Source organism: Nonomuraea sp. NPDC049649 (assembly GCF_040675175.1).
GTDB lineage: Bacteria > Actinomycetota > Actinomycetes > Streptosporangiales > Streptosporangiaceae > Nonomuraea.
The window spans coordinates 215,953-238,905 of sequence record NZ_JBFAOH010000009.1 but is presented as its reverse complement, the minus strand read 5'-3'; the positions used below and the strand labels follow the sequence as shown (position 1 = coordinate 238,905).

Annotated in this window: 27 protein-coding genes; 23 read left to right on the top strand and 4 right to left on the bottom strand. The window is 69.4% G+C overall.

The features are described 5' to 3' along the window. The first annotated feature begins 94 nt into the window (after nucleotides 1–94). From rpmE to AB0J42_RS15425, 19 genes are all read left to right on the top strand, one after another. A complete protein-coding gene (rpmE, locus tag AB0J42_RS15515) occupies nucleotides 95–313 on the top strand; it encodes a 50S ribosomal protein L31 (RefSeq protein ID WP_364294003.1) in 219 nt (72 codons plus the stop codon). An 85-nt stretch (nucleotides 314–398) separates the two neighbouring features. Next, nucleotides 399–1,451 (top strand): peptide chain release factor 1, encoded by a 1,053-nt coding sequence (gene prfA, locus AB0J42_RS15510; protein WP_364294000.1) that lies wholly within the window; start codon nucleotides 399–401, stop codon nucleotides 1,449–1,451. Then, the gene (gene prmC / locus AB0J42_RS15505; protein ID WP_364293997.1) at nucleotides 1,448–2,302 is read left to right on the top strand and encodes a peptide chain release factor N(5)-glutamine methyltransferase; all 855 of its coding nucleotides are present in this window, start codon (nucleotides 1,448–1,450) and stop codon (nucleotides 2,300–2,302) included. The genes prfA and prmC overlap by 4 nt, the downstream gene beginning before the upstream one ends. 114 nt (nucleotides 2,303–2,416) lie before the next feature. Then, a complete protein-coding gene (locus tag AB0J42_RS15500) occupies nucleotides 2,417–3,067 on the top strand; it encodes an L-threonylcarbamoyladenylate synthase (RefSeq protein WP_364293994.1) in 651 nt (216 codons plus the stop codon). An 86-nt stretch (nucleotides 3,068–3,153) separates the two neighbouring features. After that, entirely contained in the window at nucleotides 3,154–4,290 is a 1,137-nt protein-coding gene (locus AB0J42_RS15495; RefSeq protein WP_364293991.1) for a hypothetical protein, read from the top strand. Continuing rightward, entirely contained in the window at nucleotides 4,290–4,664 is a 375-nt protein-coding gene (locus tag AB0J42_RS15490; protein WP_364293988.1) for a hypothetical protein, read from the top strand. Before AB0J42_RS15495 ends, AB0J42_RS15490 begins: the two co-directional genes overlap by 1 nt. A 176-nt stretch (nucleotides 4,665–4,840) precedes the next feature. Next, nucleotides 4,841–6,106, top strand: coding sequence for a serine hydroxymethyltransferase (glyA, locus tag AB0J42_RS15485; protein ID WP_364293985.1), 1,266 nt, complete (start codon nucleotides 4,841–4,843; stop codon nucleotides 6,104–6,106). Nucleotides 6,107–6,162: 56 nt separating this feature from the next. Continuing rightward, nucleotides 6,163–7,440 carry an MraY family glycosyltransferase gene (locus AB0J42_RS15480; protein WP_364293982.1) on the top strand — a complete coding sequence of 426 codons (1,278 nt, stop codon included), beginning with the start codon at nucleotides 6,163–6,165 and terminating at the stop codon, nucleotides 7,438–7,440. Between the two features lie 129 nt (nucleotides 7,441–7,569). Continuing rightward, nucleotides 7,570–7,992 carry a hypothetical protein gene (locus AB0J42_RS15475; RefSeq protein ID WP_364293979.1) on the top strand — a complete coding sequence of 141 codons (423 nt, stop codon included), beginning with the start codon at nucleotides 7,570–7,572 and terminating at the stop codon, nucleotides 7,990–7,992. Nucleotides 7,993–8,055: 63 nt separating this feature from the next. Further along, nucleotides 8,056–8,271 (top strand): AtpZ/AtpI family protein, encoded by a 216-nt coding sequence (locus AB0J42_RS15470; protein ID WP_364293976.1) that lies wholly within the window; start codon nucleotides 8,056–8,058, stop codon nucleotides 8,269–8,271. A gap of 67 nt (nucleotides 8,272–8,338) precedes the next feature. Continuing rightward, nucleotides 8,339–9,133 (top strand): F0F1 ATP synthase subunit A, encoded by a 795-nt coding sequence (atpB, locus tag AB0J42_RS15465; RefSeq protein WP_364293973.1) that lies wholly within the window; start codon nucleotides 8,339–8,341, stop codon nucleotides 9,131–9,133. 74 nt (nucleotides 9,134–9,207) lie between these two features. Continuing rightward, nucleotides 9,208–9,438 carry an ATP synthase F0 subunit C gene (gene atpE / locus AB0J42_RS15460; RefSeq protein WP_364293970.1) on the top strand — a complete coding sequence of 77 codons (231 nt, stop codon included), beginning with the start codon at nucleotides 9,208–9,210 and terminating at the stop codon, nucleotides 9,436–9,438. 34 nt (nucleotides 9,439–9,472) lie between these two features. Next, on the top strand, nucleotides 9,473–10,027 hold the full coding sequence (locus AB0J42_RS15455) for a F0F1 ATP synthase subunit B (protein ID WP_364293967.1): 555 nt from the start codon (nucleotides 9,473–9,475) through the stop codon (nucleotides 10,025–10,027). Beyond that, nucleotides 10,028–10,837, top strand: a complete 810-nt coding sequence (locus AB0J42_RS15450; RefSeq protein WP_364293964.1) for a F0F1 ATP synthase subunit delta — start codon at nucleotides 10,028–10,030, stop codon at nucleotides 10,835–10,837. A 23-nt stretch (nucleotides 10,838–10,860) separates the two neighbouring features. Next, nucleotides 10,861–12,510: a F0F1 ATP synthase subunit alpha gene (atpA, locus tag AB0J42_RS15445; RefSeq protein ID WP_364293961.1), complete on the top strand. Its 1,650-nt coding sequence runs from the start codon at nucleotides 10,861–10,863 to the stop codon at nucleotides 12,508–12,510. A gap of 3 nt (nucleotides 12,511–12,513) precedes the next feature. Continuing rightward, on the top strand, nucleotides 12,514–13,416 hold the full coding sequence (locus tag AB0J42_RS15440; protein WP_364293958.1) for a F0F1 ATP synthase subunit gamma: 903 nt from the start codon (nucleotides 12,514–12,516) through the stop codon (nucleotides 13,414–13,416). 1 nt (nucleotide 13,417) lies between these two features. Then, the gene (atpD, locus tag AB0J42_RS15435) at nucleotides 13,418–14,866 is read left to right on the top strand and encodes a F0F1 ATP synthase subunit beta (protein ID WP_364293955.1); all 1,449 of its coding nucleotides are present in this window, start codon (nucleotides 13,418–13,420) and stop codon (nucleotides 14,864–14,866) included. Nucleotides 14,867–14,936: 70 nt separating this feature from the next. Beyond that, entirely contained in the window at nucleotides 14,937–15,338 is a 402-nt protein-coding gene (locus tag AB0J42_RS15430; protein WP_364293952.1) for a F0F1 ATP synthase subunit epsilon, read from the top strand. Between the two features lie 25 nt (nucleotides 15,339–15,363). Beyond that, nucleotides 15,364–15,744 (top strand): DUF2550 domain-containing protein, encoded by a 381-nt coding sequence (locus tag AB0J42_RS15425; protein ID WP_364293949.1) that lies wholly within the window; start codon nucleotides 15,364–15,366, stop codon nucleotides 15,742–15,744. On the opposite strand, the gene AB0J42_RS15420 is transcribed toward AB0J42_RS15425, so the two are convergent. Next, nucleotides 15,741–16,331, bottom strand: coding sequence for a cob(I)yrinic acid a,c-diamide adenosyltransferase (locus AB0J42_RS15420; RefSeq protein WP_364293946.1), 591 nt, complete (start codon nucleotides 16,329–16,331; stop codon nucleotides 15,741–15,743). The two genes, AB0J42_RS15425 and AB0J42_RS15420, sit on opposite strands and share 4 nt — an antisense overlap. A gap of 127 nt (nucleotides 16,332–16,458) precedes the next feature. Between AB0J42_RS15420 and AB0J42_RS15415 the strand changes: the two genes are divergently transcribed. Genes AB0J42_RS15415 through AB0J42_RS15400 form a run of 4 tightly spaced genes read left to right on the top strand, consistent with a single transcriptional unit; the run spans nucleotide 16,459 to nucleotide 19,977 of the window. Next, nucleotides 16,459–17,355, top strand: coding sequence for an ATP-binding cassette domain-containing protein (locus AB0J42_RS15415; protein ID WP_364293943.1), 897 nt, complete (start codon nucleotides 16,459–16,461; stop codon nucleotides 17,353–17,355). 5 nt (nucleotides 17,356–17,360) lie between these two features. Then, nucleotides 17,361–18,461 (top strand): ABC transporter permease, encoded by a 1,101-nt coding sequence (locus tag AB0J42_RS15410; protein ID WP_364294075.1) that lies wholly within the window; start codon nucleotides 17,361–17,363, stop codon nucleotides 18,459–18,461. Further along, nucleotides 18,461–19,621: a histidine kinase gene (locus tag AB0J42_RS15405; protein ID WP_364293940.1), complete on the top strand. Its 1,161-nt coding sequence runs from the start codon at nucleotides 18,461–18,463 to the stop codon at nucleotides 19,619–19,621. Before AB0J42_RS15410 ends, AB0J42_RS15405 begins: the two co-directional genes overlap by 1 nt. Nucleotides 19,622–19,659: 38 nt before the next feature. Beyond that, entirely contained in the window at nucleotides 19,660–19,977 is a 318-nt protein-coding gene (locus tag AB0J42_RS15400; RefSeq protein WP_364293937.1) for an STAS domain-containing protein, read from the top strand. Nucleotides 19,978–20,007: 30 nt separating this feature from the next. Here the strand turns inward: AB0J42_RS15400 and AB0J42_RS15395 are convergent, their stop codons facing one another. From AB0J42_RS15395 to nucS, 3 genes are all read right to left on the bottom strand, one after another. Further along, nucleotides 20,008–20,547 carry a TetR/AcrR family transcriptional regulator gene (locus tag AB0J42_RS15395; protein WP_364293934.1) on the bottom strand — a complete coding sequence of 180 codons (540 nt, stop codon included), beginning with the start codon at nucleotides 20,545–20,547 and terminating at the stop codon, nucleotides 20,008–20,010. 143 nt (nucleotides 20,548–20,690) lie between these two features. Then, nucleotides 20,691–22,163, bottom strand: a complete 1,473-nt coding sequence (locus tag AB0J42_RS15390) for an aldehyde dehydrogenase family protein (protein ID WP_364293931.1) — start codon at nucleotides 22,161–22,163, stop codon at nucleotides 20,691–20,693. A 42-nt stretch (nucleotides 22,164–22,205) separates the two neighbouring features. Further along, complete coding sequence (gene nucS, locus AB0J42_RS15385) at nucleotides 22,206–22,868, bottom strand: endonuclease NucS (RefSeq protein ID WP_364293928.1); 663 nt, start codon at nucleotides 22,866–22,868, stop codon at nucleotides 22,206–22,208. Nucleotides 22,869–22,953 lie beyond the last annotated feature (85 nt).

The following is a 22,953-nucleotide window of genomic DNA, read 5'->3' as shown; positions in this document are numbered from 1 at the left end:
ACACTGTTAGCTGACCGATTTTCGCGGTACCGGTTCCCGCCCGCTGCGCACCGCCGCACCCGGCGACCCGGCGACCGCACCCGAAAGGACAGCCATGAAGCGCGACATCCACCCTGACTACAACGTGACGCAGGTGACCTGCACCTGCGGCAACACGTTCACGACCCGCAGCACCGCCAAGAACGGCGTGATCCACGCCGACGTCTGCTCTGCCTGCCACCCGTTCTACACCGGCAAGCAGAAGATCCTCGACACCGGCGGCCGCGTCGCGCGCTTCGAGAAGCGCTTCGGCAAGAAGGACTCGGGCAAGTAGCTTCACCTACGCCGGCCTGACGCACGACCGTGCGGCGGGCCGGCGTTCTTGGTTCGCGCAAAGCCCACACGACGAAGGACCCACGGTGAATCTCGACGAGTTGCTCAAGGAATACTCCGAGCTGGAGCTGCAGCTCGCCGACCCCGCCGTGCACGCCGACCAGAACAAGGCCCGTACTCTCGGCAGGCGCTACTCCCAGCTCACGCCCATCATCACCACCTACCGCGAGCTGGAGACGGCCCGTGACGACCTGAGCGCCGCCAGGGAGCTGGCCACCGAGGACGAGGCGTTCGCGGCCGAGGCGGCCGAGCTCGAAGAGCGCGCCGCCCAGCTCGAAGAGCGGCTCACGCACCTGCTGATCCCGCGCGATCCCAACGATGACAAGGACATCATCATGGAGATCAAGGCGGGCGAGGGCGGCGAGGAGTCCGCGCTGTTCGCCGGCGACCTGCTGCGGATGTACCTGCGCTACGCCGAGCGGCTGGGCTGGAAGACCGAGATCATCGACAGCCAGCCGTCCGACCTCGGCGGCTACAAGGACGTCACGGTCGCCATCAAGGCCAAGGGCGACGAGGGCGTGTGGTCCAGGCTCAAGTTCGAGGGCGGCGTCCACCGCGTGCAGCGGGTGCCCGTCACCGAGTCCCAGGGCCGCATCCACACCAGCGCCGCCGGCGTGCTCGTCTACCCGGAGGCCGAGGAGGTCGACGTCCAGATCGACCCCAACGACCTGCGTATCGACGTCTACCGCTCCAGCGGCCCCGGCGGGCAGAGCGTCAACACCACCGACTCGGCGGTCCGCATCACCCACCTGCCGACCGGCGTGGTCGTCTCCTGCCAGAACGAGAAGAGCCAGCTGCAGAACAAGGAGTCGGCGCTGCGCATCCTGCGCGCCCGGCTGCTGGCCGTCGCGCAGGAGGAGGCCGAGGCCGCGGCCCAGGCCGAGCGCAAGTCGCAGGTGCGCACCGTCGACCGCTCCGAACGGATCCGCACGTACAACTTCCCCGAGAACCGCATCTCCGACCACCGCGTCGGGTTCAAGGCGTATAACCTCGACCAGGTTCTCGACGGCGAGTTGCACGCCGTCACCCAGTCCCTCATCGATGCCGAGATGGCGGAGAAGCTCGCACAACACTCATGACATTTCTGCTGGACGAGATCGCCCTCGCCACCGCCCGGCTGGCGGAGGCGGGTGTGCCGTCACCACGCACCGACGCCGAGGAGATCGCGGCGTTCGTCCACGGCGTGCGCAGGAGCGAACTCCACACCGTCAAGGACTCCGACTTCGACGCCCTCTTCTGGGAGGGCGTGGCCCGGCGTGAGGCGCGTGAGCCGCTCCAGCACATCACCGGCCGCGCCTACTTCCGCTACCTCGACCTGGCCGTCGGCCCCGGCGTGTTCGTGCCGCGCCCCGAGACCGAGGTGATGGCCGGCTGGGCCATCGAGACGCTGCGCGAGATGGACGTGGCCGCGCCGCTCGTCGTCGACCTCGGCACCGGCTCCGGCGCGATCGCCCTGTCCATCGCCCAGGAGGTGGCGCTGGCCGAGGTGCACGCCGTCGAGGTCGACCCCGACGCCTACACCTGGGCCAAGCGCAACATCACCGAGCACGGCCAGGGCCGCACCCACCTGCACCCGGAGGACCTGGCCGAGGCCCTGCCCGAGCTGAACGGCAAGGTCGACCTGGTCATCTCCAACCCGCCCTACATCCCGCCCGGCGCCGTGCCGCGCGACCCCGAGGTGCGCGACTACGACCCGGTCCGGGCCCTGTACGGCACCGGCGACGACGGGCTCGGCGAGGTGCGGGCGGTCGAGCGTACCGCCCGGCGCCTGCTGCGGCCCGGCGGCTACGTCGCCGTCGAGCACGCGGACAACCAGGGGAACGCGGTCTACTTGGAGTTCCCCGAAGACAACGGCTGGCGCGACATCCGGCTCCGTCAGGATCTGACCCGCAGAGACCGGTTCGTCACCGCCAGGCTCGGCCAGGACTAGGATGCACGCGAGCGGCGCGGCATTCTCCGGACGGCGCCGAAACGCGTAGGCCGAACGGAAGAAGGAGGAGGCCTCGAAGAGCGCCGTTCGCCTGCGGCGTGAGGCAACGAGACCGTGACAAAGCGCTTTGACTGCAGCGACCTCGACCAGCGGGCGGAGGGTATCGAGGAGGCCGCCGCCGCCGTGCGGCGCGGCGAGCTCGTCGTGCTGCCCACCGACACGGTGTACGGGCTCGGCGCCGACGCCTTCACCCACACCGCCGTCGCGGCGCTCCTGGAGGCCAAGGGCCGCGGGCGCGACATGCCGCCGCCCGTCCTCGTCGGCACCGTACGGGCGGCGACCGCGCTCGTGGAGGACCTCGGGCCGTACGGGCAGGACCTGATAGACGCGTTCTGGCCGGGGCCGCTGACCATCGTCTGCAAGGCGAACCGGGCCCTTTCCTGGGACCTCGGCGACACCAAGGGCACGGTCGCGCTGCGCATGCCGCTCCACCCGGTGGCGCTCGACCTGCTCAAGGAGACCGGCCCGATGGCCGTCTCCAGCGCCAACCGCTCCGGCTCGCCGGCCGCCGTCACCGCCGCCGAGGCCGAGGAGCAGTTCGGCGACGCGGTCGCCGTCTACCTCGACGGGGGCAAGTCCGCCGACAACACCCCGTCGTCGATCCTCGACCTGACGACCGCGGTGCCGCGGCTGCTGCGCCGCGGCGCCATCCCCGTGCAGAAGCTGCGCGGCATCATCGGGTACGTGGCGACCGACGACGACTGACCGATACCGTCTGCTTATCCCGCCTGCGCGGCGGGCGGCCGCGGCCCTACGGTGAAATCCGGAGCAGCGACGTCCGGGAGTGGCCCATGGGCAAGTTCGACGGCATGGATCCCCAGCTGGTCCGCGAGCTGCTGGGGGAGACGAAACGGGCGGCCGTCGAGCTGCGGGAGACCGAAGCGCGCGTCTCGCGGGTCCTGTCCCGGGCGGGCGTCGCCACCCAGACGACCCACCGGCCCCGCCAGGTCGCCGATGAGGCGGACCGGATGGTCAAGGACGTCTCCGCCCGGCTGGACCTCCTGGAGAAGCGGGCCGCCGGCGAGTCCCCCTCCACCGACCCGCCACCCGACGACAAAGGCACCAAGACCCCCGAACCCGACGCCAAGAACCCGGCTCCCACCAAGCCCGACGCTGAGGGCCGGGATGAGAAGCCCGAGCAGAAGAAGCCCGACGCACGGGAACGCGAGCAGCCGGACGCGGACACGGGGGAGAAGCCTGACGCGCGTGACCAGGGGAAGCCCGACCCGGACACCGGCGAGAAGCCGGACGCGCGAGACCCGGGGAAGCCGGACGCGGACAATGGCGAGAAGCCCGACGCGCGCGACCAGGGGAAACCGGACGCGGACGGCGCGTGCGATCGCGCGCCCGGGACCGAGAAGCCCGACGCCGGCGAGCCGAGAGACGGCTCCGCCCAGAACATCGCGGACACCCCGCGCAAGGACCATCCGGACGACGTGGACACCAGCAAGCCGCAGGTTATCGAGATCGACGGGGTGAAGGTGCTCCAGGTGCCCATCGACCCGCCCACCGCGCAGGAGCTGGAGGACCTGCTGGAGAGCCTCGACCAGGTCCAACCGGCCGAGATGCCGTCCGTGGGCCCCACGCCGGAGGCCGGGCAGGCCGTCTCGGACGTCTCCGGGACCGGGCAGGGGGTCGGGCAGGCCGTTTCAGACACCTCTGGGACCGGCCAGAACGCCACCTCAGCGAACGGAGACCGCGGACTGGTGGTCCCGCCCACCCCACCCCCGGACGACACCGGCACGGTAGCCGTCAACGCCAGCGACGCGCTGATCTACGGAGACGCCCGCAACGACCGCCTGGAGGGCCCGCTCGACCTGGACGAGCTGCGCGAGCTCATCGAACGCGCCGCCGGGCCCGCCGACGGACCCCCGGGCCAGGTCGAACCCGGCGAGCCCAGGCGAGACGACGACGGCAGGAGAGCCTGATGTACGTGGACCCGCCCCCGCCGCGTCCCCGCGAGCTCGGCGAGATGCCGCCGGCCACCGCGACCGGCCCGCTCGACGCGCAGCCCCGCGTCTGGGAGTTCAACCCCGAGTACCAGCGCCTGGTCACCGCCTGGCAGGAGATCGTGCCCCTGCTCGACAAGGCCGCCGCCGCGCTCGACAAGGTGTACGCCAAGGCCAGGAGCCCGCAGACCTGGGATGCCCCGGCGGGGAAGCGCTACGTCGAGGACATCGCCCAGTGGCGCAACAGACTGGCCCTCTACCGCCAGTCCGTGCTGACGTCCATCAGCGACGAGGCCGCAGACACGCCGCGCTGGATCCCCAGCCCGTCAGGAGCACCGCACGCCTTCTCCTGACCTCCTCCTGACGTCGGAGCGAGGTCGGCAGGGGCCGTCCCTGTACGGTTCGGACGCCTTCTCCTGATGTCCTCCTGGCTCGGCGCGAGGTCGGCCAGGCCGTCCCCGTACAGGTCGCACGCCATGTCCTGGCGTCGGGGCGAGAGCGGCCGGAACCGTCCCCGTACAGTGGAAGCATGGGCGGAGGACGCTTCTACGGCCCGGATTTCGAGCTGTTGGAGGAGCGGGACCCGGAGCTGGCCCGCGTGCTGCTCGACGAGGTCGAGCGGGTGCGCGGCGGTGTGCAGCTCATCGCCAGCGAGAACCTCACCTCTCCGGCGGTGCTGGCCGCCCTGGGGTCGGCGCTGAGCGACAAGTACGCGGAGGGCTATCCGGGCAACCGCTACTACGGCGGCTGCGAGGTCGTCGACCGGGCGGAGCGGCTGGCCGTGCGGCGGGCGCGCGAGCTGTTCGGCGCCGACCACGCCAACGTGCAGCCGCACTCGGGCTCGTCCGCCAACCTGGCGGCCTACGCGGCGCTGCTGCAGCCGGGCGACCGGATGCTGGCCATGGCGCTGCAGCACGGCGGCCATCTCACGCACGGCTCGCGGGCCAACTTCTCCGGCCGGTGGTTCGACGTGGTCTCGTACGGGGTGCGGCGCGACACCGAGCTGATCGACTACGACGAGGTCAGGGACCTGGCCCTGCGGCATCAGCCCAAGGTCATCGTGTGCGGCGCGACGAGCTATCCGCGGCTGATCGACTTCGGGGTGCTGCGGGGGATCGCCGACGAGGTGGGGGCGTGGCTGCTGGCGGACGCGGCGCACCCGATGGGGCTGATGGCGGCCGGCGTGATCCCGTCCGCCGTCCCGTACGCGGACGTCGTCACGTTCACCACCCACAAGACGCTGCGGGGGCCGCGCGGCGGCGCCATCCTCTGTACGGACGAGCTGGCGGGGCGGATCGACCGGGCGGTGTTCCCGTTCACGCAGGGCGGGCCGATGATGCACGCGGTGGCGGCCAAGGCGGTGGCGTTCGGCGAGGCCATGCGGCCGGAGTTCGCCGCGTACGCCCGGCAGGTGATCGTCAACGCGCGGGCGCTCTGCGACGCGCTGGCGGCGGAGGGGATGCGGCCGGTGACCGGCGGCACCGACACCCATCTGGCGCTGCTCGACGTGCGCGGGCTGGGGGTGACCGGGGCCGAGGCCGAGAGCCGGTGCGCCGCGGCCGGCATCACGCTGAACCGGAGCGCGATACCGTACGATCCCGAGCCTCCGGGGGTGACCTCGGGTGTCCGGGTGGGCACGCCTTGTGTCACCACGCAGGGGTTCGGCCCGGCTGACCTGGAGAAGGTCGGGGCGTTGATCGGCCGCGCGGTGCGCGAGCCGGAGAAGATCGCGGAGGTCGGAGACGAGGTGCGTACGCTTCCCGTCATACGCCAGGCTTATCTGCGCCAATATTAAGCTGTCTGTGTCGTTTTCCGGTCACAGCGGGCCGGAGCTTCCGAGAAACTAGGTCAGTGCGCGAATACCTGTTCATGGCGCTCATCGCGGCAGCGGTGACATACCTTCTGGTTCCGCTGGTGCGTCGTTTCGCGATCCGCATCGGCGCGGCTCCCGAGATCCGCGAACGTGACGTGCACACCACGCCGACGCCGCGGCTCGGCGGCCTAGCGATGTACGGCGGGCTGGTCGTCGGGCTGCTGGTGGCCGCCCAGCTCACCAAGACCGGCAAGGCGCTCGCGGCCACCGGCGAGCCGGTCCTGGCCCTGATCGTGGCGGGCGGCCTCATCACGGTGACCGGCTTCCTGGACGACTGGTGGGGGATGGATCCCTTCATCAAGCTGGCCGGGCAGATCGCCGCCGCCGGGGTGCTGGTCTATTACGGGCTGCGGCTGACCTACATCCCGCTGCCGAAGGACTGGGGCGGCTCGACCAGCCTCGACTACACGCTGAGTACGGTCATCACGATCCTCGTGGTGGTGGTGGCGATCAACGCGGTCAACTTCGTGGACGGGCTCGACGGGCTGGCCGCCGGGATCGTCTGCATAGCCGCCATGGCCACCTGGGCCTACTCGATCTACCTGAGCCAGAACATCAGCGGTGACCGCATCACGACCACCGCGGCCATCTCCTCCGTGCTCATCGGGGCCTGCATCGGTTTCCTGCCGCACAACTTCCACCCGGCCAAGATCTTCATGGGCGACACCGGCGCGATGCTGATCGGGCTGGTGCTGGCCTCGTCGCTGGTCACGGTCATGCCGGTGGACACCTCGGTCATCGAGGGCATCAACCGGTTCGGCGTGCTGCTGCCGCTGCTGGTGCCCGCCGCGGTCATGGTGCTCCCGCTGATCGACCTGATCACGGCCGTGGTGCGCCGCACCTCCTACGGGATGTCGCCGTTCTCGCCCGACCGCGGCCACCTGCATCACCGGCTGATGGACATCGGCCACTCCCATCGGCAGTCGGTGCTGATCATGTACGCGTGGACCTTCCTGTTCGCGTTCGGCATCTTCGGGATGTCCGTGGTCACGGTGCCGGTGCTGGCGTTCCCCGTGGTGATCCTGCTGGCGCTGGTCGTGCTGGTGCTGATGGCCCTGCCGCGCTGGCGGCGCCGGAACGCCGCGCACGCCTCGCGGCACAAGCCGTCGGACGACGACGACGGCCCGCCCACCGGGCCGATGCCGCCGGTGCGGCCGGATGCCGAGTTCCGGCGGATTCCGCCGCCCGGCCCGCCGCAGGAACAGACCAGCTCAGACCCCAATTCGGTCATTCCACTCTATCCGGGACGTTCGTGACCGCGGCCTAGAAACGGCAGGTAAAAGCGGTCTTCCATGAGCTTGTGATATCTTTCACGAGCAGGGACTCCAGGCGCGTCTGCGCTGGAGGAAGCAAACGCTCGCTTGATAATCACCGATGGAGCGCTGATGCAGGCCAACGACGTGCGCGTACTGAAGAGCGCGGCGATCCCGACCGCCGTGGTAGGCGCGGTCGCCGTGGCCGTGGCGCTCCTGATGGCCGGCGCCGAAGGCGGGCTCGGCGCGGCGATCGGCGCCCTGCTGGTCGGGGTCTTCTTCACCATCAGCATCGTGGTGGTGTCGTACGCCGGGCGGATCTCCCCGCAGCTCATGATGCTCGCGGCGATGGGCAGCTACCTCGTCAAGGTCATCGTCATCATCGCCGCGCTCCAGGCCTTCGGCGACGCCACGGCCTGGAACACGACGGCCTTCGCCTGGTCGGTGGTGGCCTGCACGATCGTCTGGTCGGCCTTCGAAATGCGCGCTTTCGTCAAGACGAAGGTCCTTTACGTCGACCCGGAGGCCAAGGTTCCCGGGCAGGGCGACTCATGAAACCGGCGCACGGCGAGGCCGATATGACTAGTCCTTCGAACGCCTGCTATGGTCAGGCCCGCGATGAGCGCAAAGGAACGCCGACCAGAGGACGACGGTCGCGACTTCGCCGACGCCAAGTGGTCAGTCCCCGGCTATCTACTCGGGGGAGTGGCGGTCTATGGAGGAATCGGCTGGTTGCTCGACCGGTGGCTCGACACGTCTGTGTTCTTCCCCATAGGCGCCGTCCTGGGACTATTGCTCGCCGGCTATCTGGCCTACCGGAAGTTCAGTCAATAGCCCGCTGCGGGACTGACTCCGTTGAGGAAACCCTTGTGAATCACTACGACGTTGAAGGGAACGCCGCGTGAGTACGCTGTCGCTCCTAGCCTCCCCCGGTGGCGAGTTCAGGGCCCCGACGCCTCAGGAACTGTTCGACCTCGCCCCTGTCGGGGGGATCGAATGGCTGACCAAGCCGGTCCTGGTGGCGGTTCTCAGCTCGATCGTGGTGATCGCGATCAGCTGGGGCGCCTTCGGCAACCCCAAGATCGTCCCGCGGGGCATGCAGAACGTCGTCGAGTACGGTTACATGTTCGTCCGCGACCAGATCGCCCGGCCCTTCCTGGGCAAGGACGCCGATCGGTTCATGGGCCTGCTGGTAACGCTCTTCTTCCTGGTCTTCGGCTGGAACCTGATGGGTGTCATCCCGTTCATCCAGTTCCCGGTGGCCTCGCACATCGCCTTCCCGGCCGTGCTCGCGCTCTCGATCTACGTGCTCAAGATCTACCTGGGCTTCAAGCACCAGGGCCCGGTCGGCTACTTCAAGAACATGATGTTCCCGCCCGGCCTGCCCAAGCCCATCTACGTGCTCCTGGCGCCGATCGAGTTCCTCTCCAACATGATCATCGCGCCGTTCACGCACGCCGTGCGACTGTTCGCCAACATGTTCGCCGGTCACATGCTGCTCGCGTTCTTCAGCATGGTCGGTTTCTGGTTCCTGATCGAGAAGCTCACCCCGCTGGGCGCCGGCGTCGGGGTCATCGGCGTGGTCATGACGATCGTCTTCACCGCGTTCGAGATCTTCATTCAGTTCTTGCAGGCATTCCTCTTCGCGATGCTGGCCTCGATGTACATCGGCGGCTCCCTGCACGCGGAGCACTGAAAACCAACGTTCCGAATATCCATGACCGGTGGAAACCCGCTTCACCGGCCGTTCAGTAAAGGAAAACAGAGCAAATGAACGTTCTCGCTGAGGTCTCCGGCAACATCACCTCCATCGGTTACGGCCTCGCCGTCATCGGCGCCGGCATCGGTGTGGGCATCGTCTTCGGCCAGGGCCTCCAGGCCATCGCCCGGCAGCCCGAGGCGTACGCCCTGATCCGCCAGAACATGCTCCTCGGCTTCGTCCTCATCGAGGCCCTCGCCCTGATCGGTCTGGTCGCGCCGTTCCTCTTCGCGACCCTCTAAAGACCTGAAGAATCTCTGACGAAAGGCTGCACCCATGAAGATGGCAGCTACGCTCCTAGCGCAGGAAGAGGGCGTGTTCAACCCGCTCCTTCCGCACACGTACGAGCTCGTCGTCGGTGTCTTCGCGTTCCTCGTCGTCTTCTTCGTCGTCGGCCGGATGCTCGTACCTCGCATCCAGAAGACGCTGGCTGAGCGGACAGATGCCATCGAAGGCGGCATCAAGAGGGCCGAAGAGGCGCAGGCCCAGGCCATGGCCCTGCAGAAGGAGTACCGCGAGCAGCTCGCGGAGGCCCGGCACGAGGCGGCCAGGCTGCGCGAGGAGGCCCGCGAGCAGGCCGCGCAGATCAAGGCCGAGCTCCGCGAGGAGGCGCAGGCCGAGGCCCGCCGCCTCATCGAGGCCGCGCACGCCCAGATCGAGGCCGACCGCCAGGCGGCGTTCGCCCAGCTCCGCACCGAGATCGGCCGTCTGTCGACCGACCTGGCCGGCCGCATCATCGGTGAGTCGCTGGAGGACCAGGCGCGGCAGAGCCGCATCGTCGACCGGTTCCTCGACGAGCTGGAGAGCTCCAACGCGCAGGCGGTGCGTTAAATGCAGGGCATGAGCAGAACGTCGCTGGCCGAGGTCGAAGAGCGCTTCAACGTGGTCGCGGGGAGCGCCGACCTCGGTGGGCTCTCCGACGAGCTGTTCGCGCTCGCGGATCTGCTCGACCGCGAGCACGGCCTGCGCCGGGCGCTGTCCGACCCCGCCAGGCCCGGTGAGCAGAAGGCGCAGACCGTGCGCGTGCTGCTCGAAGGCAAGGTGAGCGAGGCCGCGCTCGCCACCGCCGAGGCCGCGGTCTCGGCCCGGTGGTCGCGCGTCGGCGACCTGGCCGACGTGCTGGAACGGCTCGGCGTGATCGCGGCCGCCGCCGAGGCGGAGAGCCAGCGCCGGCTCGACGACGTGGAGGACGAGCTCTTCCGCTTCGGCCGCATCGTCGAGGGCACCCCTGAGCTGCGCCGCGCGCTGAGCGACCCGGCCGCGCCCCAGGAGGGCAAGCGCGAGCTGCTGCGCTCCTTGCTCGACGGCAAGGTCGCGCCCAGCACGTTCCGACTCATTACGCAGGTTGTCCTGCATCCGCGAGGACGTAGCCTGGAGTCTGGGCTCGCGGAGTTCAGCCGCCTGGTCGCACAGCAGAGCCGGCGCCTGGTCGCCGTGGTCCGCAGCGCGGTCGAGCTGACCGAGGAGCAGAAGCAGCGTCTGACGGCGTGGCTGCGTTCCTCCTACGGCCGCGACGTGCACCTGAACGTCGAGGTGGACAAGCGAGTGCTCGGTGGGTTCTCGGTCCGCATCGGCGACGAGATCATCGACACCACCATTGTGGGACGAATCGAAGAAGTCCGCCGCCGGTTGGCCGGCTAGGCGAATAGGGAGACAGAGTAGAGATGGCGGAGCTTACGATCCGGCCGGACGAGATCCGGGACGCGCTTGAGCGCTTCGTCCAGGCGTACGAACCGGAAGGCGCCGCGCGCGAGGAGATCGGGACCGTCGTCGACGCCGGCGACGGCATTGCCCATGTCTCCGGCCTTCCCTCGGCGATGGCGAACGAGCTGCTGGAGTTCGAGAACGGCACGCGTGGCCTGGCACTGAACCTCGACCCTCGCGAGATCGGTGCCGTTATCCTCGGCGACTTCGCCGGCATCGAGGAGGGCCAGACGGTCCGCCGGACGGGCGAGGTCCTGTCCGTGCCCGTCGGCGACAACTTCCTCGGCCGCGTCGTCGACCCCCTGGGCAAGCCCCTCGACGGCAAGGGCGCGATCGAGCACGAGGAGCTGCGCGCCCTCGAACTGCAGGCCCCCTCGGTCGTCCAGCGGCAGCCCGTGAAGGAGCCGCTGCAGACCGGCATCAAGGCGATCGACGCCATGACGCCGATCGGCCGTGGCCAGCGTCAGCTGATCATCGGCGACCGCGGCACCGGTAAGACCGCGATCGCCGTCGACACGATCCTCAACCAGCGTGAGGGCTGGCTGTCGGGCGACCCCGAGCGCCAGGTGCGCTGCGTCTACGTCGCCGTCGGCCAGAAGGGCTCGACGATCGCGCAGGTGCGTTCCCGCCTGGAGGAGGCGGGCGCGATGGAGTACACCACCATCGTCGCCGCCCCGGCCTCCGACCCCGCGGGCTACAAGTACATCGCCCCCTACGCCGGTTCGGCCATCGGCCAGCACTGGATGTACCAGGGCAAGCACGTCCTGATCGTCTTCGACGACCTCACCAAGCAGGCCGACGCCTACCGCTCGGTCTCCCTGCTGCTGCGCCGCCCGCCGGGCCGTGAGGCGTTCCCCGGTGACGTCTTCTACCTCCACTCCCGCCTGCTGGAGCGGTGCGCCAAGCTCTCCGACGACATGGGCGGCGGCTCGATGACCGGTCTGCCGATCATCGAGACCAAGGGCAACGACGTGTCGGCGTTCATTCCGACCAACGTCATCTCCATCACCGACGGCCAGTGCTTCCTGGAGACCGACCTGTTCAACGCGGGCGTCCGCCCCGCGATCAACGTCGGTATCTCCGTCTCCCGAGTCGGTGGCTCGGCCCAGGTCAAGGCCATGCGCAAGGTGGCCGGCACGCTCAAGCTCTCCCTGTCGCAGTACCGCGACCTGGAGGCGTTCGCGGCCTTCGCCTCCGACCTGGACGCCGCCTCCCGGGCCCAGCTGGAGCGCGGCCAGCGGCTGGTCGAGCTGCTCAAGCAGCCCCAGTACTCGCCGTTCCCGGTCGAGCGCCAGGTCGTGTCGGTCTGGGCCGGCACCACCGGTGAGCTCGACGAGGTGCCGGTCGAGGACATCCGCCGCTTCGAGTCCGAGTTCCTCGACTACGTGGCCTCCTCCCACAAGGGCATCCTGGACGGCATCCGGGAGACCAACGAGCTGAACGACGACGCGGTGACCGCCCTCAAGGACGCCATCTCGGAGTTCAAGAAGGGCTTCACCACCTCCTCGGGCGAGCTGCTGGTCAAGGACGAGCCGGTGGCGCCGCTGGAGGAAGAGGAAGTCGGCCAGGAGAAGATCAAGCGAGTCGTCCGCCCGGCGACGGGGAAGTAGCAGATGGGTGCCCAGCTAAGGCTGCTGCGGCGGCGCATCAACTCGGTCAAGTCGACCGCGAAGATCACGCGTGCCCAGGAGCTCATCGCCTCCTCGCGGATCGTCCGGGCCCAGCAACGGATGCAGGCGGCTCTCCCGTACGAGCGCGAGATCACGCGCGCCGTCACCGGCGTCGTCAGCAACGCGGCGTCCATCGACCACCCGCTGACCACGGCGAAGGAGAACCCCGCCAGGGCGGGCGTCCTCGTCGTCACCAGCGACAGCGGGTTCTGCGGTGGTTTCAACGCCAACGTGCTGCGCGAGGCCGAGGCGCTGCGCGGGCTCATCGAGGGCCGCGGGATGGAGTACGTCCCGTTCGTCAGCGGCGTCAAGGGTGTCACCTGGCACACCTTCCGCCAGCGTGAGATGGGCGGGGAGTGGACCGGTTTCTCCAGGAACCCGTCGTACGCCGACGCCAAGGAGATCGCGACCACGCTGATCGACTCCTTCAAGGACGACAACGGGATCGACGAGATCCACATCGTCTCGACCCACTTCGTCTCGATGCTCACGCAGAACGTCGTGGTGAGGCGGGTCCTGCCGCTGGAGGTCGAGGAGACCGAGGCGACGGAGTCCACCGTGATCCCGCCGTACTTCGAGTTCGAACCCAACGCCGGCGAGGTGCTGGAGTCGCTGCTGCCGCGGTACGTGGAGTCCCGCATCTTCGCGGCGCTGCTGCAGTCGGCGGCCTCGGAGGAGGCCGCGCGGCGGCGCGCGATGAAGTCCGCCACGGACAACGCCAACGAGCTGATGCAGATGCTCACCCAGCAGATGAACCAGGCTCGCCAGGCCGAGATCACCCAGGAAATCAGCGAGATCGTCGGTGGCGCCAACGCGCTCGCTGACGCCGCAGCGGGGAAAGAGTGAAATGACTGCAGAGGCTGTTGAAACTGTAGAAACCCCCGCGGCCGGCACAGGCCGCGTGGCACGTGTCACCGGCGCCGTCGTCGACGTGGAGTTCTCCAACGAGACGATGCCGGACATCTACAACGCGCTGAAGGTCGACGTGACCCTCGGCGACGAGACCCGGACCCTGACCCTCGAGGTGGCCCAGCACCTGGGCGACAACCTCGTCCGGACCATCTCCATGCAGCCCACCGACGGGCTGGTCCGCGGTCAGACCGTGGTCGACACCGGCGCCCCGATCTCGGTGCCCGTCGGCGACGTCGTCAAGGGCCACGTGTGGAACGCGCTGGGCGAGACGCTCGACGTGCCGACCTCGTCGCTGAAGATCGAGGAGCGGTGGGGCATCCACCGCCAGGCGCCGGCCTTCGACCAGCTGGAGGCCCGCACCGAGCTGCTGGTCACCGGTATCAAGGTCATCGACCTGCTGACCCCGTACGTGCAGGGCGGGAAGATCGGTCTGTTCGGCGGTGCGGGTGTCGGCAAGACCGTCCTGATCCAGGAGATGATCCGCCGCGTCGCCCGTAACTTCGGCGGCACCTCGTGCTTCGCCGGCGTGGGTGAGCGCACCCGTGAGGGCAACGACCTCTGGCTGGAGATGATGGAGGCGGACGTCCTCAAGGACACCGCGCTCGTCTTCGGCCAGATGGACGAGCCGCCGGGCACCCGGCTGCGCGTGGCCCTGTCGGCGCTGACGATGGCGGAGTACTTCCGCGACGTGCAGAAGCAGGACGTGCTTCTGTTCATCGACAACATCTTCCGCTTCACGCAGGCCGGTTCCGAGGTCTCCACGCTGCTCGGCCGGATGCCCTCCGCGGTGGGTTACCAGCCGACGCTGGCCGACGAGATGGGTGTGCTCCAGGAGCGCATCACCTCGACCCGCGGTCACTCGATCACCTCGATGCAGGCGATCTACGTGCCCGCGGACGACATCACCGACCCGGCCCCGCACAACGCGTTCGCGCACCTCGACGCGCAGACCGTGCTCTCGCGGCCGATCTCGGAGAAGGGCATCTACCCGGCGGTGGACCCGCTCGACTCCTCCTCCCGGATCCTCGACCCGCAGATCGTGGGCGAGGAGCACTACCAGGTGGCCCAGGAGACCAAGCGGATTCTGCAGCGCTACAAGGAGCTGCAGGACATCATCGCCATCCTCGGTATCGACGAGCTCTCCGAGGAGGACAAGGTCACCGTCCAGCGGGCCCGCCGCATCGAGCGCTTCCTGTCGCACCCGATGTACGCGGCCGAGGCCTTCACCGGCCAGCCGGGCGAGACCGTGCCGCTGGACGAGACCATCGCCTCCTTCAAGGGGCTGTGCGCGGGCGAGTACGACCACCTGCCCGAGCAGGCGTTCTTCATGGTCGGTGGCATCGACCAGGCCGTGGCCAAGGCCAAGGAACTCGAGCGCCGCTGAATCGCCCTCTTGCGGTGGTGGCGCGGCGGATCGGCCGTGCCACCACCTGATCGGAAAGGAACCTACACAAGTGGCGAAGCTGCGCGTAGGGGTTGTCTCACCCGAGCGTGAGATCTGGTCGGGCGAGGCCGACATGGTGATTGCCAAGACCGTGGACGGCGAGATCGGTATCATGCCGCAACACGCGCCCGTGCTCGGCGTCCTCGTCGAGGGCGGCGTGCTGCGCGTGAAGCGGGAGGGCGAGAGCGACCTGGTCGCCGCGGTCCACGGGGGCTTCATCTCCGTGGCCGACGACGAGGTCTCGGTGCTCGCCGAGGTGGCCGAGCTCGGTTCCGAGGTCGACGTCGCGGCGGCCCGTGACGCTCTCGACCGGGCCCAGGCCTCGATCGAGGCCGACCAGCAGGACGCCGACGCGGTGCTCGAGGCCAAGCGGGCCCGGGCGCGGCTGCGTGCGGCGGGTGAAGAGGTCTGACTTTTTCGAGCCTTTGGGGGGCGGCATGGTGGCAACGTTGGTGATCTGCGCGCTGCTGCTGGCCGCCGCCCTGGTGGCCGCCCGGATCTTCTTGGTGGCCCGCCGCGGCAACGTACCGTGCCGCCTGCGGGTGGGGGACGGGCGGTGGCGTGCCGGGGTGGCACGCTATGCCGACGGGGAGCTCCACTGGATTCCCCTGCTGGGTGTGCGACTGAGGCCGCGTCACGCGATCGCGAGGCGCGGCCTCGTCGTTTCCGGGCGCAGGGAGCTCGACGGCGGCCTGCACGCGATCGACTGCTCGGGCTCGACCCGCGACCTGTCGCTGGCGATGAGCGCCGACGCGCTGACCGGTTTCCTGGCCTGGCTGGAGTCGGCGCCGCCGAGCGCCTACCTGGATGTCGCCTAGCGGGTGCCGCCGGGCTTCCAGAGGATCTCGTCGCCGTCGTGCGCGATCCGGCAGAGGATGAAGAGCAGGTCCGACAGCCGGTTGAGGTAGGTGGCGGTCAGCGGGTTCATGTCGTCGTGCTCGCCCAGTGCCGCCCAGGTGGTCCGTTCGGCGCGGCGTACGGTCACGCGCGCCAGGTGAAGGGCCGCTGCGGCGGGGTCGCCGCCCGGCAGGATGAAGCTGCGCAGCGGCTTGAGCCGCGCGTTGAACAGGTCGCACTGCTCTTCCAGCCAGTCGATGTACGACTGCTCGACCCGTAGCGGGGGGAACTCGGGGTTCTCGGTGACCGGGGTGGACAGGTCGGCGCCGAGGTCGAAGAGCTCGTTCTGGACCCGCCGCAGCACCGGTACGAGGTCGCCGGGCAGGGTGCCGTGCGACAGGGCCAGCCCGAGGTGGGCGTTGGCCTCTTCCACGTCGGCGTAGGCGGCCAGCCGGGTGTCGGTCTTGGCGGTCCGGCTCATGTCGCCGAGCGTGGTGGTGCCGTCGTCGCCGGTACGAGTGTAGATACGGGAGAGGACGACCGGTTTGTCCTTGTCTGCGCGAGTCATGTGCTCAGCGTAATGACAAATGTCACCCGTAACGGACGCGGATCGCACCCCAGGCCGCTGATTTCCACGACTACCAGGTCGAATGTCGCCTGGGCCACTCTTTACCCATGGCAAAGGAGATGACCTGATGTTGGAGATCAGTGATCTGCGCAAGCACTTCGGCGGGGCCCCCGGCTCCCCTGGGGGCAAGCAGGCCCTGGACGGGATCGGCTTCACCGTCCGTCCGGGGGAGATGTTCGGTTTCGTGGGCGCGAACGGCGCGGGCAAGTCGACGACCATGCGGATCGTGATGGGCGTGCTCTCGCCGGATTCCGGCACCGTGACCTGGCAGGGCGAGCCTCTGACGTACGCGGGCCGTCAGCGTTTCGGCTACATGCCAGAGGAGCGCGGGCTCTACCAGAAGATGCGCGCCGGCGAGCAGATCGAGTACTTCGGCCGGCTGCACGGCATGAGCCCGCGCCAGGCCAAGAAGGCCACCGAGGACCTGCTGGAGCGGCTCGGCCTGACCGAGCGCAGGAACTCCACCGTGGAGTCGCTCTCCCTGGGCAACCAGCAGCGCGTCCAGCTCGCGGTGGCGCTGGTGCACGACCCCGAGCTGCTGATCCTGGACGAGCCGTTCTCCGGCCTCGACCCGATCGCGGTCGACGCGCTCGCCACGGTGCTGCTGGAGCGGAGCCGCGGCGGCGTCCCGGTGATCTTCTCCAGCCACCAGCTCGAACTGGTGGAGCGGCTCTGCGACTCGGTGGGCATCGTCTCCGCGGGCCGGATGGTGGCCAGCGGCACAGTGGAGGACCTGCGCGCGGCCGAGGGCGGCACGCTGCGGGTCGTGGTCCGCGACCCGGCCCCGGGCTGGGCGGACGGCCTGCCGGGCCAGGTGAGCGTGCAGGGCGACCGGCACGTGCTGGTCACCGAGTACGGGGACGACCAGGAGATCCTGCGCCGGGCCATGAAGGCGGGCCAGGTCGAGCACTTCGGGGTCGAGCAGCCGACCCTCACCGAGATCTTCAAGGAGGCCGTGGCGTGAACGGGATGATGCTGGTCGCGCGGCGGGAGATCGCGACGCAGATGCGGACGCGGGCGTTCGTCATCGGACTGCTGATCACCGCGCTGGTGGTGGGCGGCCTGGCGTTCGCGCCCAAGTTCATGGGCGGGCCCGACTCGTACACGGTCGGGACCGTGAACTCGCAGCAGCTGCCGCTGGAGGCGGCGGCGCCGGACATGGAGTTCGAGTGGCGCAGCTTCCCCGACGAGGCGGCGGCCACCCAGGCGGTGCTCGACGGTGACGTGGACGCGGTGCTGGTCGACGGCAGCAAGGTGCTCACGGACGGGCAGATCGACACCGAGCTGGGCGTACTCCTGCAGAGCACGCACCGCGAGGTGAAGCTGGGCGCGGCCGGCGTGCAGGTCCAGCCGCTGCAGATGGAGTCGGTCGGGGCCGACACCCGCTACCAGGCCGCCAGGACGGGCATCGCGATCGTGCTGGTGCTGGTGCTGTTCATGCTCATCCTCGGGCAGGTCATGATGGTCGCGATGGGCGTGGTCGAGGAGAAGGGCAGCCGGATCGTGGAGATCCTGCTCGGCGCGGTGCGCCCGTGGCAGCTCCTCGGCGGCAAGATCATCGGTCTGGGCGTGCTCGGGCTGATCAACCTCGGCACGATCGTCGTGGTCGGCGTCGGCGCCTCCGTCGCCTCCGGGTTCGCCGCCGACTTCCCGCCGGGCATGCCGGGGATCGTGGTCGGTGTCCTGGTCTGGTTCGCGCTCGGCTACGCGTTCTTCGCCACCCTGGGCGCCGCGCTGGCCTCGCTGGTGTCGCGCCAGGAGGAGGTCGGCAACGTGATGTCGCCGCTGACCATGGTCATCATGGCGGCCTACTTCGTGGCCTTCTACTCGACCCGCGAGCCCACCGGGACTCTCGCCACGGTCGTGTCGTGGATCCCGCCGTTCTCCTCGATGGTGATGCCGGTGCGGATGGCGGCCACCGAGGTGCCGATCTGGGAGGTCGCGGCGTCCGGCGGGCTCATGGTCCTCGCGGTGCTGGCCGTGCTGTTCGCCGGGGCCAAGGTGTACGAGCGAGCGGTCTTGCGCACCGGGGCCAGGGTGAAGCTCGGGGAAGTGCTCCGCGCGAAGTAATGGACACGATCGAGCGGGCACGCCGCAAGACCTGGTGGATTCTGGCGTCGATAGTGGCCGTCCTGTGGGTGTTCGTCGGCGCCGGGGTCGTTCTCCCGACGCTCGGCGGGGGCCCGCTTCCCTGGGTGCGCGCCGTGCCCGTACTGATCCTGACGGCCTGCTTCACCCGTTACTACCTGCGGATCTGCGCCGCCCTGACCGAGTTCCGATACCCCGTCAGAGACGTGGTGGTGGCCGGTGTGATCGCGGCCGGGGTGGCGGCGGCAGGCGGCGCGGACCCGATGTCCTACGGTTTCGCCCTGTCGGTGTGGGTCGCGGTGGCCTCGGTCCAGGTGCCGGCGAGGATCGCGGTCCTCATGGCGGCGGGCACCTTCGCGGCAGGGGTCGCTCTGGCCTGGGCCAATCACCTGATCCAGCCGGGGCTGCTGATGACGGGGGAGTGGAGCCTGCTGTACGTGACCGCCGCGTACGGGCTCTTCTGCGTGTCCTTCCCGCTCACGAACCGGATCTGGATGTCGATGCTGTCGCTGACGATCAAGGCGCACGAGGGCAAGGAGGCGCACACCAGGCTGGCGCTGGCCGAGGAGCGGCTGCGCTTCTCCCGGGACCTGCACGACCTGGTGGGGCACCGGCTGTCCGCGATCGCGGTCAAGACCGGGCTGGCCGTGCGGCTGGCGGAGAAGGACGCCGCGGCGGCCAAGGCACAGATGACCGAGGTCAACGAGCTCACCAGGAAGGCGCTGCGCGAGCTGCGGCAGGCCGTGCGCGGCTACCGCGAGCTTGACTTGACGGCTGAGCTGAATAGCGTGAAGGAGGTGCTGGAAGCGGCGGGCATCGAGTGCCGCTTTCATCTTCCCTATCGCGATCTGCCCCACGGTGTGGCCCCGGTGTTCGCCTACGCGGTCCGCGAGGCGGTGACCAACGTGCTCAAGCACAGCACGGCCACCTACTGCGACATCCTGGTGCGGTTCACCGACGGCGAGGCCGAGCTGCGGGTACGCAACGACGGCGCCGGGCCGGAGACCGGACAGGACCGAGGCAGCGGGCTGCTTGGGCTGCGGGAGCGCGTGGCGGCCCTGGGCGGCGAGTTCACCGCCGGTCCGGACGGCGACGGCGAGTTTCTGCTCACAGCGGTCGTGTCCCTGCCCCTCCGTGGGTAGGGGGGATATGTCGGGGTTGTGCCCATCGAGGAGGTGACATGCGCATTCGGGGCAATCTGAAGGGGCAGGTCGTCCGGCTCGGCAGCCGGCTCGACGCCGGCACGTCGGCCGGAGTGCGCGACCGCCTGCACGAGGCGGTCAGGACGGGAGACGGCGACCTGATCATCGACCTGTCGGAGCTGGAAATGATCGACGCCACCGGCCTGGGCGTGCTGGTGGGCACGCACAGGCTCGCGCTCGACGTCGGGCGCCGCGTGGTGCTCCGCGCGGTGCCCCCGCGGGTCATGCGGGTGCTGGCCGTGACCCGGCTGAACCGGATCCTCCACGTCGAGGCGGCCACCGTCGCGGTGGCGTGAATTCATGCCCATCGCTTTTCCGGAATGCCGTCACGGTGCCAGCGCTCGCAGGAAGAGATGCACGGCCACGCCCACGAGTTCGTCGAGATCCGGCGCTTCCTTGGCCAGCAGCCATTCGATGAGCAACTCCTGCAGCGCGCCAATTACGCCCAGGGCCACCAGCCGCCGATTCACCCCCGGCGGCTCCGGAAAATCGGCCCAGGCCTCCTCCACGAGCCGGGCGAAGGAGTCGATGGCCCGCTGCCGCGACATCATCAGCACGTCGCCTGATCTGCGCACTTCGACGTGCATGATGCGGGCCCGGCGCCAGTCGGCGGTGGCGAACTCGACATACGCCCGGACGCCCGCGCGAACGCGGGCCTCGAGCGTGTCCGGCACGTCCTGCAGCGCCTTCGAGACCGCGGCGAGGCTCTCCTCGACGCAGCGCTCGTGCAGCGCCTGTAAGAGCTCCTCCTGGCTGCCGAAACATTCGTAGAAGGCGCGGTTGGAGATCCGCGCCTCCGAACACAGCCTTTCGATAGTCGTGACCGCGAAACCCGGTTTCGCGTATAGCGTGTAGGCAGCCGACATCAGCCGCTCGCGTCTGTCCGCCAGCCTTTGTTCCGCTGTCATTCCCCGGTAAGACCGGTTCACATTCCACCCGTCCAACATGATCGTGGCCCCCGAGCACACAATTATGGATGGATGATCGGATAAGGGAAAGGGCGGGCGGATTACCTCTTACGTCGCCCATGCAAGAAGCTGACAAGTCTGATCAGCCGCTCAAGCTCTTCGGGCTGCCGGGCGAACGAGGTGAGCCGCATCCCCGGCACCGGGAAGCGCTGCCGCGCGATGGCCTTCGCCCGGGCGAACTCCCGCAGCCCGTCCGCGCCGTGGATGCGCCCGAAGCCGGAGTCGCCCGTACCGCCGAACGGCAGCGCGGCCACGCCCGCGAACGAGATGACCGAGTTGACGGCCGCCATCCCGGTGCGCAGCGCGCGCGCCAGCTCCATCGCCCGGCGCCGGTTCCCCGAGAACACCGTGCCGGCCAGCCCGTAGGCGGTGGCGTTGGCCAGTTCCAGCGCCTCCCGCGCGTCCCTGGTGCGGCGGACCGTGATCGTCGGCCCGAACGTCTCCTCGCGCACCGCGGGGGAGTCCTCCGGCACGTCCTCCACGATCACCGGATCCACGTACGGGGGACGCACCGAGTCCGGCCCGCCCGTGACCGCCCGGCCGGACTTGGCCGCGTCGTCGATGTGCCGCCTGATGACGTCCAGCTGGCCCGGCATGGTGATGGGCCCGTAGTGCTCGCCCGCCTTCACCGTGGCGGCCCGGTCCTTCAGCGCCCGCATGAACGGCTCGTACACGGCGTCCACCACGTACACCCGCTCCACGCCCACACACGTCTGCCCGGCGTTCGACAGCGCGCCCCACAGGCACGCGTCCGCGGCGGCCTCGACGTCGGCGCCGGCGTCCACGATGAACGCGTCCTTGCCCCCGCACTCGGCCACCATCGGCGTCAGGTTCTCCGCGCAGGCCGCCATGACCCGCTTGGCCGTCGCGGTCGACCCGGTGAAGGCGATCTTCTTCACCCGGGGGTCGCGCGCCAGGGCCGCGCCGGTCTCGCCCAGCCCGGTCACCGTCTGGAACACCGGCTGCTCCGGCACCGCCTCCGCGAACAGCTCCGCCAGCCGCACCCCGACCCCGGGCGTGAACTCGCTGGGCTTGAAGACCACGGCGTTGCCGGCCGCGAGCGCGTACGCGATCGACCCCATCGGGGTGAACACCGGATAGTTCCACGGCCCGATGACCCCGACCACCCCGAGCGGCAGGTACTCCACCGTGGCCGCCAGGTTGACGCCGACCAGCCCCGGCGAGACCCGGCGCGGCCCGAGCACCTTGCGGGCGTTGCGGGCGGCCCAGTCGATGTGCGTGATCGCCAGCACGATCTCCAGCGTGGCGTCCGCGACCGGCTTGCCCGTCTCCTCGTGGACCAGTGCCGCCAGCTCCCGCAGCTCGCGCGTGACGACCGCCTTGTAGTCGAGCAGCCTGCGCCTGCGGCCCGCGTGGCCCAGCCCCTCCCACCACTCGGCCGCGCTCCCCGCCCGGCCCACGGCGGCCCGCACCGCCTCGGCGTCGTGCTTGGGGTGGCTGCCGACGACCGCGCCGGTGGCCGGGTTCAGGGAGTCGAACGTGAGCGTCGTCATGACGCCAACATAGGCCCGTAAGGCTTCGCTTACCAGGCGGCCTCAGAAGAGGGTCGGGTTCTCCGGCTCGATGCCGCGCAGGGCGTCGTAGTCGAGGACGACGCACTCGATGCCGCGGTCGGCCGCCAGCACCCTGGCCTGCGGTTTGATCTCCTGCGCGGCGAAGATCCCGCGCACCGGGGCCAGCATCGGGTCGCGGTTGAGCAGCTCCAGGTAGCGGGTGAGCTGCTCGACGCCGTCGATCTCACCGCGCCGCTTGATCTCGACCGCCACCGTGGCGCTCTTGGCGTCGCGGCAGAGGATGTCGACCGGGCCGATGGCCGTCATGTATTCGCGCCGGATGAGCGTGAAGCCCTCGCCGAGAGTGGTGATGTGCTCGGCCAGCAGCTCCTGCAGATGGGCCTCGACGCCGTCCTTGATGAGCCCCGGGTCGACGCCCAGCTCGTGGGTGGAGTCGTGGAGGATCTCCTCCATCGTCAGGACCAGCTTCTCGCCGGTCTTGCCGTGGGTGACGGTCCAGGTGTCGCCGTCCTCCTTGAGCTTGCACGGCGGATTCATCCAGTTGAGAGGCTTGTAGGCGCGGTCGTCGGCGTGGATCGACACGCTCCCGTCAGCCTTGATGAGCACGAGCCTGGGCGCCATCGGCAGATGTGCCGTGAGCCGTCCGATGTAGTCCACGCTGCAGCGTGCGATGACCAGCCGCATGGAAGCCCACCCTAGCGGCTCTGTAAAACTACGGGCATGGCGTTCGAGAGGGTGGCGGTGACGGAAATCAGTACGACGGGGGCTG

Bases quoted from the DNA above. Each gene is read 5' to 3' on its own strand.
- nucS (WP_364293928.1), bottom strand. From the start codon at position 22,868: ATGCGGCTGGTCATCGCACGCTGCAGCGTGGACTACATCGGACGGCTC.
- AB0J42_RS15400 (WP_364293937.1), top strand. From the start codon at position 19,660: ATGCGCATTCGGGGCAATCTGAAGGGGCAGGTCGTCCGGCTCGGCAGC.
- AB0J42_RS15425 (WP_364293949.1), top strand. From the start codon at position 15,364: ATGGTGGCAACGTTGGTGATCTGCGCGCTGCTGCTGGCCGCCGCCCTG.
- AB0J42_RS15440 (WP_364293958.1), top strand. From the start codon at position 12,514: ATGGGTGCCCAGCTAAGGCTGCTGCGGCGGCGCATCAACTCGGTCAAG.
- AB0J42_RS15490 (WP_364293988.1), top strand. From the start codon at position 4,290: ATGTACGTGGACCCGCCCCCGCCGCGTCCCCGCGAGCTCGGCGAGATG.
- glyA (WP_364293985.1), top strand. From the start codon at position 4,841: ATGGGCGGAGGACGCTTCTACGGCCCGGATTTCGAGCTGTTGGAGGAG.
- AB0J42_RS15495 (WP_364293991.1), top strand. From the start codon at position 3,154: ATGGGCAAGTTCGACGGCATGGATCCCCAGCTGGTCCGCGAGCTGCTG.
- prmC (WP_364293997.1), top strand. From the start codon at position 1,448: ATGACATTTCTGCTGGACGAGATCGCCCTCGCCACCGCCCGGCTGGCG.
- AB0J42_RS15450 (WP_364293964.1), top strand. From the start codon at position 10,028: ATGCAGGGCATGAGCAGAACGTCGCTGGCCGAGGTCGAAGAGCGCTTC.
- AB0J42_RS15475 (WP_364293979.1), top strand. From the start codon at position 7,570: ATGCAGGCCAACGACGTGCGCGTACTGAAGAGCGCGGCGATCCCGACC.
- AB0J42_RS15415 (WP_364293943.1), top strand. From the start codon at position 16,459: ATGTTGGAGATCAGTGATCTGCGCAAGCACTTCGGCGGGGCCCCCGGC.
- atpD (WP_364293955.1), top strand. From the start codon at position 13,418: ATGACTGCAGAGGCTGTTGAAACTGTAGAAACCCCCGCGGCCGGCACA.
- AB0J42_RS15410 (WP_364294075.1), top strand. From the start codon at position 17,361: ATGATGCTGGTCGCGCGGCGGGAGATCGCGACGCAGATGCGGACGCGG.
- AB0J42_RS15470 (WP_364293976.1), top strand. From the start codon at position 8,056: ATGAGCGCAAAGGAACGCCGACCAGAGGACGACGGTCGCGACTTCGCC.
- AB0J42_RS15390 (WP_364293931.1), bottom strand. From the start codon at position 22,163: ATGACGACGCTCACGTTCGACTCCCTGAACCCGGCCACCGGCGCGGTC.
- atpE (WP_364293970.1), top strand. From the start codon at position 9,208: ATGAACGTTCTCGCTGAGGTCTCCGGCAACATCACCTCCATCGGTTAC.
- AB0J42_RS15405 (WP_364293940.1), top strand. From the start codon at position 18,461: ATGGACACGATCGAGCGGGCACGCCGCAAGACCTGGTGGATTCTGGCG.
- rpmE (WP_364294003.1), top strand. From the start codon at position 95: ATGAAGCGCGACATCCACCCTGACTACAACGTGACGCAGGTGACCTGC.
- AB0J42_RS15455 (WP_364293967.1), top strand. From the start codon at position 9,473: ATGAAGATGGCAGCTACGCTCCTAGCGCAGGAAGAGGGCGTGTTCAAC.
- AB0J42_RS15395 (WP_364293934.1), bottom strand. From the start codon at position 20,547: ATGTCGGCTGCCTACACGCTATACGCGAAACCGGGTTTCGCGGTCACG.
- AB0J42_RS15420 (WP_364293946.1), bottom strand. From the start codon at position 16,331: ATGACTCGCGCAGACAAGGACAAACCGGTCGTCCTCTCCCGTATCTAC.
- atpA (WP_364293961.1), top strand. From the start codon at position 10,861: ATGGCGGAGCTTACGATCCGGCCGGACGAGATCCGGGACGCGCTTGAG.